Genomic DNA, 10,333 nt, shown 5'->3' on the forward strand with positions numbered 1-10,333 from the left:
GCGTATGCGTCGATTGGTTTCTTGGTTGCTCTTGGCGCTGATCCTCGTAGGATGTAGCGCAACGCCAGCAACTGTTAATCTCACCGTTACCCCGAATTTACGTCAACAAACTGCAACGGCTATTGCTTTAGTAAACCAAGCGCTGCAACGCCCAACTGCCACAGCAACCGTAACCGCTGAGCCTGGTGTGCCAACGCCAACTCGCTCAAGCGCTGTGCAGGCAACCGCAACTCTCAATCTTGGCCCAATTACGGTCACACCGTTGCCAACCGCAACGCCCTTAGAAAGCCCAACGCCAACCGAGACTCCCTTGCCGACCGCAACGCCAACGCCCGAACCAACTGCAACTCCAGCGCCGCCAAGCGCCAGCAGTGGCTGGATCTATTTTGAGCGGGCAGGCGGCTTGTGGAGCTACGATGTTAAGCTCAAAACCGAACAATTAGTTGCTGAACGTGGCGAGTTGGCACGGGTTTCGCCAAATGGCACCAAAATCGCCTATTTGGATAATCGCACCTTGTTTGTGGCCGATCGTGATGGTGAAAATGCCCAAGCTTTAACTACCAATGTCAACGAAGCGCCACGTTGGGCACCTGATAGCACGGCCTTGGCGGTGGTCAGCGGCGATGCTGATAATCGTTATCCCTTGGCGTGTGCCAATGATAGCCAATTGATCATTGTCGATTTGAATAGTAATAGCAGCACAACTGTTGCTCAAGGCTGTCAACCAGCATGGTCGCCTGATGGCAAACGCTTGGCTTATGTCTCACCAACGATTGGTGATATTAACGAAGGCTTCAATACGGTTGGCCTTGTTGGTCGCCAAGGCCAAAATGGCTGGACTCCAGTTAGTGCGCCAGTCCAAAACGCCGCCTTCCCTGATCCACGGCGAATTTTCTATGCGCCGTTCTGGAATCGTGACGGTAGCACGTTGTATAGCTTTGGCTTTATTGGCTATCGGGTTCTCATCGATTTCAGCACGCTTGAACAGATCGATCCGATCAATGGTGGCACGAAGCCCATTGGTTTGGCGATGGATGTGCAAAGTGCCAGCGTGCAGCCGACCTTGCGCGGTGATGGCGTGGCCTATATTTCACTCGGAGCCAAAGGTAGCCCAATGTTGAATGTGATGAGCACTGGCAATCAACCCCAAGTTGCCGATTATATTGGCACCGCAATTGAAGTTTCGGCTTTGGTGGAATATGGCACAGAGTTTGTTTCGCAAGCGACGTGGGCACCTGCTGGCGAAATTTTGGCCTTGGTGGTGTGTGCCAACGATGGCTATGCTTGCACGCCAGGCGGCAGTGGCACAATTCAACTATACGATCCCAAAACCAAACTTAGCACCACGTTGATTCAAAATGTCGATGCCGAAGGCAGCATCGATTGGGGGCGGTAGTAGTTAGGGGTTAGGGTTCAGGGGCGAGGGATCAGCGATTATTATAATCATTAGCTCTCGCCCTTCGTGTCCTTCGTGTTCTTCGTGGTTAAAATCAATCTTTAAATGGATAATCTTGCCAGAGCTTGGTTAGGATGATGATGGCACATGCTGCAATGCTGAGCCATACAACATCTCCATATCCAAGCAGATAAGCTGCGATTGGCGCGGCGCTGATCATCACCAGCGCTGCCCAACTGCTACGCTTCAGCACTAAGGCAAAAAATGCGCCTAACGCTAAAAGCGGCAAGGCCAAAATCGGCGTAAACACGCTAATCACGCCCAGCCCGGTAGCTAAACCTTGGCCGCCAACCAGCAACATCCAGTGCCGCCAATGTTGCCATGGGGTTTTAAAACTGCGCAGCAATAAATAGGGCGAGTAGCAATGGCCCAAAACCGCCGCCACCCCAACCACTGCAACCGCCAATTTGTTGGCCAATAGCGCATCAGTTACCAGCATTGGGATGGCTGATTTGAGCGCATCGAGGACTAAAACCAATATTCCAGCCCCAGCCCCAGCCACCCGTAACGAGTTGCGCGCCCCAACATTGCCCGAGCCAGTTGAGCGCACATCGTGATCGCTCAGCAAGCGCACCACTGGCACAGCGAAGGGGATTCCGCCAATTAAATAGCCTAAAATGCCCAATAATACAATCTGCATAACAAAACCCTCTACACCCGAATCGTCAATGCTGCTGGCTGAATGCTGATGCTGATGTCGTGTAAGCTTGCACTAAACACCTCGCCATCGACATGAACGGGCACGCCCCGCTCGCTATACAGCTTAAAGGTGCGGGTTTTGAGCATTGTCACACTTGGCAAATCGCCATGGGTGCCTTGGCGCACCCGAGCCGAATCGCGCACCATCGACCAGCGTGATTGCTCGCCGGTTAGGCACACATCAAGCAAGCCATCGTCGATTTTGGCCGCAGGCGTGACCCAAAAGCCGCCGCCATGATAGCCACCATTGCCAACTGTCGCCATATTGATCCGTTGTTGCAAGGTTAAATCATCGGTTTCGATCAGCAGATCGCGGGCTTCGTAGCGCAAAATTGATTTGAGCACGGCAATAATATAGACCAAGCCACCTTTGATGCGTTTGAGTTTTTGGGCCTCAATTGCTACATTTGCATCCAAGCCAATGCCCACGCCATTAATAAACCAATGTTCGTTAATCATGCCCAAATCAATCTGACGCAGTTGATTGTTGGCAATCGCACGAATCGCCTCGACGATGCTGTTGCTTGGTAATTTGAGCATTTTGACAAAATCGTTGCCCGTGCCAAGCGGCACAAAACTCAGTGGCAGCTGCGAGCCAGCCATACCATTCACAATTTCATTGATTGTGCCATCGCCGCCAGCAGCAATAATCCCATTCCACGTGCCTTCGGCAACGCACTGCTGGGCTAAACTCGTGGCATGACCAACGTGAGTGGTCTTGAATAAACTGGCTTCAAGCCCAAAATGGCTGAGCATGGCCATAATGTGTGACGCTTGGTGGGCTGCACGTTGACGATTAGAATGGGGATTCAAAATGACTGCTAGCCGCAGTTGTGACATCGTGAGTCTCCTCGTAATTGCAGAGTGCTAGCAGCATTATAGCAGGGGTGTTTTGAAAAGGGGCTAATTGTGCGCGATGCAGGATGAGATTTAACCACGAAGAACACGAAGAACACGAAGAACGCGAAAACCAAGTTTCGTGACCTTCGCGTTCTTCGTGGTTAAAACTATGTTCTATGTTCTTTGCTCTATGTTCTCGCTACGCAAATGCGCGCACAACTTCAGGCATTTCGAGCACTGTCGATTCAAACCAGTTGAGTTGTTCGCGCAGCGCCACCACTTCGCCTACAATCAAAATTGCTGGTGCGCTAATACCAGCGGCTTTAACTGCGGCCTCAATCTGATCAAGCGGCGCGACCACGGTTTTTTGCTGCTCAGTCGTGCCCCAGCGAATCACGGCGGTTGGCGTATCGGCAGGCCGACCATTGGCAATCAAGCTGGCAACCGTGTGATTAATCCGCGAAATACCCATCAAAAAGACCAAAGTATCAACGCCTTGGGCCAAGGCCTGCCAATTGATGCGGCTGGTTGGTTTGGTTGGATCTTCGTGGCCAGTTACAAACACCACCGATGAGGCAACATCGCGATGAGTGACCGGAATGCCAGCATAGGCCGGAGCGGCAATTGCTGAAGAAATGCCTGGCACAACTTCCCACGCAATTCCGGCGGCGCTCAAGGCTGCTGCTTCCTCGCCACCACGCCCAAACACAAAGGGATCGCCGCCTTTGATCCGCACGACCAATTTACCGCGCTGGGCTTGCTCAATCAAGGTCGCGTTAATCCAATCTTGGCTGGCTGAATGTTGGCCGCCTCGTTTGCCAGCTGGAATCAGCTCTGCATCGCTGCGGGCTTCGGCCAATAATTCGGGCAAAACTAAGGCATCGAATACGATCACATCGGCACTTTGCAAACGGCGTAAGCCTTTGACCGTGATTAAATCGGCGGAGCCTGGGCCAGCTCCAACTAATGAAACAAAGCCTTCGCGGGTCATAAATCCTCCGTTGGCAAGTGATTGGGCCTCGTGGTCGGCTCTTCGGCTAAGGCAACTAGCAGTTGATCAAAATAGCGCTCGCGTTCGGCGCTGCTGAGGCTGGCGAGTTGGCTGCGTTGGCTTGCGACAACCTGGGCCAGCGTGGCATAGCGTTGATCAAAATAGCTGCTCAGCTGTTGGCGTAGGTAGCGGCTTAAGGCTGGGCTGACCCCGCTGCTACTGACGCTAAACAATAAAGAACCTTGGCGATGGCTTGCGGTTGTGATGAAATTACCCTCTTCAGCAGCATCGGCGATATTGAGGAGGATTGGGCGATTGTGGCATTCTTGGGCAATTTGCTGGTTGATTGAGCGCTGATTGGTTGCGGCAACAACCAAAAACGCCTGATCACAATCACCAGTTTGGTATTCACGGGCAAGGTGCTGAATATAGCCGTTGGCCTGCCAGTGTTGGAGTTGGGCTGTAAGGTCGGGGCTGATCACAATTGGGCTTGCGCCGCCTGCAATTAAACCGGCAACTTTGCGCTCAGCCACCGTGCCGCCGCCAACCACCACACAGCGTTGTTGGGCTAAATTGGTCAAAACAACTGGGTACATAACAATCAGCCTTGAGCCGCTGAATCAACAGCACCGCCAAACAGCAGTGGTTGGGCAAAAGCAGCATTGCAAATCATGTGGGCAAGCCTAGTATAAGCAACATTTCGCTTTTGCGAAGCCAGAAAACAATTATTTTCTATCGAATTTGCGCCAGATTCCCTCACCCCAACCCCTCTCCCATCCGATGGTCGAGGGGCTTTTTGGTGTCCGGCTCCCCCTCGCCTCGCTTGCGGGAGACGCAGGAGGCTGGCTTCCAAGGGTAGATTTTAAGATCCCCTTACCCCAACCCTTCTCCCATCCGATGGGCGAGGGGCTTTAACCAAGAGGTTTTACCACAATTCATTGGTAACTGATGGTCGGCTCCCCCTCGCCTCGCGTGCGGGAGAGGGGGCTGGGGGGTGAGGGGAACGCTCTAGCGGCTTTTATTCCATGAGCCTTCTTCAGTCCAAACGCCTTCCTCGGTTTCTGGCTGGCCAAAGCCTAGATAGTCGCGCAATTGGTCATCGGTTTGGCGTTTGGCCCAATGCCGAAACTGATCTTCGGGGCTGGTGCGTTGGGCTTGGTAGATCGTTACCAAATTGCCCAAACGATCGGCTAGCTCTGACCAAGGTACTTTGGTTGCAACACGGCGGGCAATTGCTGCATCGTCGCCCAAGGCTCCGCCAAGCAAAATATCGGCTGCTGGCAACTTGTTTTTGCTGCCATCTGGGTTGCGAATTACGCCGCCCTGCAAGCCAATATCGGCGATGCTATGTTGGCTGCACGAGTGTGGGCAAGCAGAAAGATGGATGCGCAACGGCACATCGAGCTCAACTTTATTGTCCAAGGCTCCGGCCAATTGCCAAGCAGCTTCTTTGGTTTCGATTGTAGCAAAGTTGCAGTAGGGCAAGCCGGTGCATGCCACGACTGTGCGTTGAATCCGTGGCCCATTTGGCTGTAATTCTTGCAACAATGGCTCAGCCAGCAAGCCATCCAAGCGGGCTTCGGGAATGTAGGGCAGCAGTAAGTTTTGGCTGTGGGTCAGGCGAATTTCGCTTTGGCCATATTCGCGTGATAAACGCGCAGCTTCGCGAATTTGGGCTGGCGTGATGCGGCCAGTTGGCACAAGCAAGCCAACCCAATACAGATTTGGCTGCTTTTGGCGAAACACGCCAACCACATCGCCGCTATAGACTGCTGGCGGCACGTCGGTTGCCGCTCGCTCCAAGCCATGGCCAAGATAGCGCTCGACCTCTTCGCGGAAGCGTTCTGCGCCCCAATCGGCAATTAGATATTTGAGCCGCGCATGGTTGCGCTTTTCGCGGTAGCCAAAATCGCGATAAACCAAGGTTACGGCGCGCGCTACTTCGACCACCAATTCGGGATCGGCGGGCACAAAAACATCAATATTTTGCGCCAGATGCGGCTCGTGCGAAAGCCCGCCACCAACCCAAACGTTATAGCCCAGCACAATTTCGCCATCAATTTCTTTGCGGCCTGGGGTAAAGGCCAAGTCGTTGATTGGGGCTTGGGTTGCGTCGAGGCCACCGCCAGCGACCGAAATTTTATATTTGCGCGGCAAGTTCGAGTAATCGCTGTTGTAGGCAAAGTGCTCGTCGAGCGCCTTGAAAAAAGGCCGTGGATCGAGCCATTCGTCGGCGGCAATGCCCGCAACTGGGCTACTCACAACGTTACGTGGCACGTCGCCACACGCTTCAATTGACGAAAGGCCAACGCTTTCCAAGGTCTGAAACACGGTTGGAATATCGCGCAGGGCAATCGTATGCAATTGGAAGGTTTGGCGGGTAGTGATTTCGACCCGTCCTGGGGCGACAGTTTCAGCCAATTGCACAATTGCATCAGCCTGATCAGCGGTCATGATGCCGCCTGGCAAGCGTACTCGCAACATAAAAAAGCCATCTTTGGGCTTATCGTGATACAAACCATACCATTTGAAACGGTTCATATCGCTTTCGGTTACGGCATTAATATCGCCGCTTTGAGCATAGCGATAAATATCATCGAGCACCGCCAAGCCGTCTTTTTCGATTTTTTGTAATTCTACAGGGTTGAGTTTTTGGGTTGTAGCAGTCATGCGACCTCCTCAACGGCGGCAACCGTCGGTAGATAGCCAAGTTCCTCAAGTTTGTTGATAATGCGGGCAACGCTGGCATCGAGCGCTTCGGCATGGCTTGGAATCATCACTTCGGGGTTGGTTGGCGGTTCGTATGGGTCGGAAACCCCAGTGAAGTGGGGGATTTCGCCAGCCAACGCTTTGGCGTACAAGCCTTTAACGTCGCGGTCGATACACACTTCCAAAGGACAATCGATATAGACTTCGACAAAGCGGGCGGTGCTGGCGCGAATTTCCTCGCGGGTTTGGCGATAGGGCGAGATAGCGGCGGCAATTGCCACTCCGCCATGGCGCGCAACCAAATCACAAACCCAGCCAATCCGCCGCACGTTGGTATCGCGATCTTCCTTCGAGAAGCCCAAACCTTTGCTCAAATGGGTACGCACCACATCGCCGTCAAGCACCTCAACGCGTTGTTCGCGTTCGCGCAGCACTTCCGCCAATGCCGCTGCAATCGTCGATTTGCCTGCGCCTGATAATCCAGTAAACCAAATAATATAACCTTGGCTCATACAAAAATCCTTTATGGGAACGATGAAGCTCACTACTTCCCTTGCTAGAGCATAAAACCCTATGTTCTATGCTCTCTGTTCTAGGCTCTCTAGCTTACGCAGCGATCAATTCTTCGATAACTTCGCGGCGGCTGAACTCTGGTGGTGGCAATTCGCCGCGTGACAAGAGCGCGCGCACGGCAGTGCCACTCAAAATAACGTGATGTTCGTGGGAGTGGGGGCAGGTTTTGGCCGAGGCCATCGCGCCACAGCGTTGGCAGTAGAAGGTATGTTCAAAGAACAAGGGCGTAATGCCCAAGGCAGCAGGATCAAACTCGCTGAAAATCGCTTGCGCATCGTAAGTGCCGTAATAATTGCCAACCCCAGCGTGATCGCGGCCAACGATAAAGTGGGTGCAGCCATAGTTTTTGCGATTCAACGCGTGGAAAATCGCTTCGCGGGGGCCTGCATAGCGCATTGGCGCAGGGAAAACACCCAGCAACACCCGATTGGCGGGATAATATTCACGCAGCAAGCGCTCGTAGGAACGCACGCGAGCTGGCGCAGGAACATCATCGCTCTTGGTGGTGCCAACCAAGGGGTGCAACAACAAACCATCAACAACTTCTAAGGCACATTTTTGAATATATTCGTGGGCGCGGTGTACAGGGTTGCGGGTTTGGAAACCAACCACGGTGCGCCAGCCAGCGTCGCTGATCGATTGACGAACTTCTTGGGGGGTGCGTGGCAAGTGTGGGAACGCGCCTTGTTCAACCTGCAACAACCAAATCGAGCCACCAACCCGCCAGCGTGGGGCTGCATACAAGCGGGCAACGCCAGGGTGCGAGCCTTCGGTTGTGCGATAGACATGCTGGGCTTCGTATTCAACATCGACGGGGAAAATATCTTCAACTTCGAGCACTGCCAAAATTGTGCCTTGCTCGTCGGTTAAGGCGACTGGCTGATCAAGCACCAAATCGTAGGCTTGATCTTCGCTGATTGGCAAGGTGATGGGAATCGACCATGGCAAGCCATTTTTCAGGTGCATGGTTTCGACGACCGCCTTATAGTCGTGGCGATTCAAGAAACCAGTTAAGGGGCTGTACGAGCCAATCCCAAGCATTAAAAGATCAGCGCGATGAGGTTCGTCGAGCACAATCTGCGGCAAATCTTGGGCCGATTGCAACAAGTTTTCGCGCAGCAAACCACTAGGAATCCGATTGACCAACGTGCCGCCGTGAGGCAAAATTAATGATGAAACAGCCATTGAAGCACACCCTCGAACATAGAATAATAGCTACCATAAAGTAGTGACTTTATGATAATCAGCATTGATTACACATAACATAACGAAAGCTTGAAAATTAGATATGGAGTCCACACTCGGTTTTATTAAAGCCAGCCCAGCGTCCGCTGCGTGGGTCACCGTTCACAGGGTGGCTTGTACAAGTATGACATCCGAGGCTGGTATAACCTTGGTCAAGCAATGGATTATATGGCACACCATTGGCATGAATGTAACGCCAGATATCGCGTTCAGTCCACAAGGCTAGGGGGCAAATTTTAACCAATTGATGTTTGTCGTTCCAAGAAACGACCGGTGTATTGGCGCGGGTGCTGCTTTGGTCGCGGCGCAGCGCAGTGAGCCACGCGTCGTATGGTGCAAGCACATTTTTGAGTGGCTCGACCTTCCGCAGCTTACAGCACAAATCGGGATTCGTGCCCCAAAGTTCGGGGCCGTGGGTTGCAGCTTGTTCAGCCACTGTTTGGGTTGGGCGCGAATATTGCACCGTAATTCCGTAGTGTTTTTCGATTTGCTCAACCAAGGCATAGGTTTCGCTGAAGAGCAATCCAGTATCGAGCACTAAGACTGGCAGATTTGGCTCGATTTTGAGCGCCATATCGAGCAACACCATGCCAGACGAGCCGCCAAACGAGCAAGTTAGGGCCAGGTTAGGAAAATAATGATCGATAGCCCAGCGCACAATTGCTTGCGGAGTTTGGCTCGTTAATTGCGTATCTAAGGCTGTCAGAGCCTCGCGGCTTGGCAGAGTTGCGTGCATGACCATAAAAAAACCTCATCTGTATATTGGGCAGATGAGGAGTAGGGATCGTGGCATTACTGTCACAAACTACTGCTCATCTGTCAGACATCACTGTCGGAATTAGCACCTTATACTTAACTGATCAGGTTAAGGATGGTTGCTGGAGCTTCGTCGGGCCGATCCCTCCGCTCCTCTGGATGAGTGCAACGGATATTCGTTTTTAAGCTGCGAGGAATATAACATACTTGATAAACAAAGTCAAGAATTATTCTAGCGTATTTTAGTCAAGAATTGGAGTATACTTAATAACGGATGAGTTCAACGGATGATTTAGGGCTTTCTAAAGCCAAATTTTGTTTTAGCTAGCTCTCTAGCTAGTAGCTGTGATAGCAAAGGATAGTTAACTAAATGACTCAACAATATGCTCAAGCAACGCTTGGTAATGGTTGTTTTTGGTGTACCGAGGCCGTATTTGATGACCTGCAAGGGATTATTAGTGTTGAATCTGGCTATGCTGGTGGCCATGTTGCCAACCCAACCTACGAAGAGGTTTGTGGCAAGAAAACCGGCCATGCCGAAGTTGTGCGCTTAACCTATGATCCAAGCGTGATCAACTTTAGCCAAATCTTGGATGTCTTTTTTGCCACCCATAACCCGACCACCTTGAACCGCCAAGGCAATGATGTAGGCCCACAATATCGCTCGGTGATTTTTTATCACGATGCTGAGCAAAAAACGCTTGCCGAACAAACGATTGCCAATTTGAACGCAAGTGGCCAATGGCCAGACCCGATTGTGACCGAAGTTACGCCGATTAATAACTACTATGAGGCCGAAGATTATCATCAAGAATATTTTGCCCATCACCCATTCCAGCCCTATTGTATGGCAGTAGTTTCGCCCAAAGTCCAAAAATTTCGCAAAGAATTTAGCAAGCAACGCAAATCAGAGCATAGAGCATAGAGTATAGAAGGGATCGGGGAGCAAGGGTCAAGGGCTGGGGATCGGCCAAACGCCCAAACGCCCCGCTCCCTTCGTGCTCTTCGCGCGTTTCGCGGTTCCCTGTTTCGTGTTCCTTCGTGTCCTTCGTAGATCGGGTTCG

Annotated in this window: 10 protein-coding genes and 1 riboswitch; of the genes, 2 read left to right on the plus strand and 8 right to left on the minus strand. The window is 52.1% G+C overall.

Going from position 1 to position 10,333, the window contains the following annotated elements; translation table 11 throughout:
* The first annotated feature begins 4 nt into the window (after positions 1–4).
* On the plus strand, positions 5–1,396 hold the full coding sequence (locus tag ACFMKP_RS06025; protein ID WP_382289979.1) for a hypothetical protein: 1,392 nt from the start codon (positions 5–7) through the stop codon (positions 1,394–1,396).
* A gap of 94 nt (positions 1,397–1,490) precedes the next feature.
* On the opposite strand, the gene ACFMKP_RS06030 is transcribed toward ACFMKP_RS06025, so the two are convergent.
* The 8 genes from ACFMKP_RS06030 to ACFMKP_RS06065 all read right to left on the minus strand — a co-directional run bounded on the left by ACFMKP_RS06030 (position 1,491) and on the right by ACFMKP_RS06065 (position 9,255).
* Positions 1,491–2,096: a glycerol-3-phosphate acyltransferase gene (locus ACFMKP_RS06030; protein ID WP_382289981.1), complete on the minus strand. Its 606-nt coding sequence runs from the start codon at positions 2,094–2,096 to the stop codon at positions 1,491–1,493.
* A gap of 11 nt (positions 2,097–2,107) precedes the next feature.
* Positions 2,108–2,995: a diacylglycerol/lipid kinase family protein gene (locus ACFMKP_RS06035; protein WP_382289983.1), complete on the minus strand. Its 888-nt coding sequence runs from the start codon at positions 2,993–2,995 to the stop codon at positions 2,108–2,110.
* A 199-nt stretch (positions 2,996–3,194) separates the two neighbouring features.
* Positions 3,195–3,986 (minus strand): uroporphyrinogen-III C-methyltransferase, encoded by a 792-nt coding sequence (gene cobA, locus ACFMKP_RS06040; RefSeq protein WP_382289985.1) that lies wholly within the window; start codon positions 3,984–3,986, stop codon positions 3,195–3,197.
* On the minus strand, positions 3,983–4,582 hold the full coding sequence (locus tag ACFMKP_RS06045; protein ID WP_382289987.1) for a bifunctional precorrin-2 dehydrogenase/sirohydrochlorin ferrochelatase: 600 nt from the start codon (positions 4,580–4,582) through the stop codon (positions 3,983–3,985). The genes cobA and ACFMKP_RS06045 overlap by 4 nt, the downstream gene beginning before the upstream one ends.
* 412 nt (positions 4,583–4,994) lie before the next feature.
* Positions 4,995–6,656, minus strand: a complete 1,662-nt coding sequence (locus tag ACFMKP_RS06050) for a nitrite/sulfite reductase (protein WP_382289989.1) — start codon at positions 6,654–6,656, stop codon at positions 4,995–4,997.
* Positions 6,653–7,207: an adenylyl-sulfate kinase gene (cysC, locus tag ACFMKP_RS06055; protein ID WP_382289991.1), complete on the minus strand. Its 555-nt coding sequence runs from the start codon at positions 7,205–7,207 to the stop codon at positions 6,653–6,655. The genes ACFMKP_RS06050 and cysC overlap by 4 nt, the downstream gene beginning before the upstream one ends.
* 94 nt (positions 7,208–7,301) lie before the next feature.
* Positions 7,302–8,453 carry a sulfate adenylyltransferase gene (gene sat / locus ACFMKP_RS06060; protein WP_382289993.1) on the minus strand — a complete coding sequence of 384 codons (1,152 nt, stop codon included), beginning with the start codon at positions 8,451–8,453 and terminating at the stop codon, positions 7,302–7,304.
* Positions 8,454–8,550: 97 nt separating this feature from the next.
* A complete protein-coding gene (locus tag ACFMKP_RS06065; protein ID WP_083469775.1) occupies positions 8,551–9,255 on the minus strand; it encodes a phosphoadenylyl-sulfate reductase in 705 nt (234 codons plus the stop codon).
* Positions 9,256–9,322: 67 nt separating this feature from the next.
* A riboswitch (SAM riboswitch) is annotated at positions 9,323–9,435 on the minus strand.
* Between the two features lie 204 nt (positions 9,436–9,639).
* Here ACFMKP_RS06065 and msrA point away from each other — a divergent pair.
* Entirely contained in the window at positions 9,640–10,194 is a 555-nt protein-coding gene (gene msrA, locus ACFMKP_RS06070; RefSeq protein WP_382289996.1) for a peptide-methionine (S)-S-oxide reductase MsrA, read from the plus strand.
* Positions 10,195–10,333 lie beyond the last annotated feature (139 nt).

Origin of the sequence: Herpetosiphon sp. NSE202, from assembly GCF_042688385.1 — a bacterium.
Taxonomy (GTDB): Bacteria; Chloroflexota; Chloroflexia; order Chloroflexales; family Herpetosiphonaceae; genus Herpetosiphon.

Excerpts from the sequence above, each read along its gene's own strand:
- ACFMKP_RS06050 (WP_382289989.1), bottom strand. The coding sequence starts at position 6,656 with ATGACTGCTACAACCCAAAAACTCAACCCTGTAGAATTACAAAAAATC.
- ACFMKP_RS06045 (WP_382289987.1), bottom strand. The coding sequence starts at position 4,582 with ATGTACCCAGTTGTTTTGACCAATTTAGCCCAACAACGCTGTGTGGTG.
- msrA (WP_382289996.1), top strand. The coding sequence starts at position 9,640 with ATGACTCAACAATATGCTCAAGCAACGCTTGGTAATGGTTGTTTTTGG.
- cobA (WP_382289985.1), bottom strand. The coding sequence starts at position 3,986 with ATGACCCGCGAAGGCTTTGTTTCATTAGTTGGAGCTGGCCCAGGCTCC.
- ACFMKP_RS06025 (WP_382289979.1), top strand. The coding sequence starts at position 5 with ATGCGTCGATTGGTTTCTTGGTTGCTCTTGGCGCTGATCCTCGTAGGA.
- ACFMKP_RS06030 (WP_382289981.1), bottom strand. The coding sequence starts at position 2,096 with ATGCAGATTGTATTATTGGGCATTTTAGGCTATTTAATTGGCGGAATC.
- ACFMKP_RS06035 (WP_382289983.1), bottom strand. The coding sequence starts at position 2,995 with ATGTCACAACTGCGGCTAGCAGTCATTTTGAATCCCCATTCTAATCGT.
- ACFMKP_RS06065 (WP_083469775.1), bottom strand. The coding sequence starts at position 9,255 with ATGGTCATGCACGCAACTCTGCCAAGCCGCGAGGCTCTGACAGCCTTA.
- sat (WP_382289993.1), bottom strand. The coding sequence starts at position 8,453 with ATGGCTGTTTCATCATTAATTTTGCCTCACGGCGGCACGTTGGTCAAT.
- cysC (WP_382289991.1), bottom strand. The coding sequence starts at position 7,207 with ATGAGCCAAGGTTATATTATTTGGTTTACTGGATTATCAGGCGCAGGC.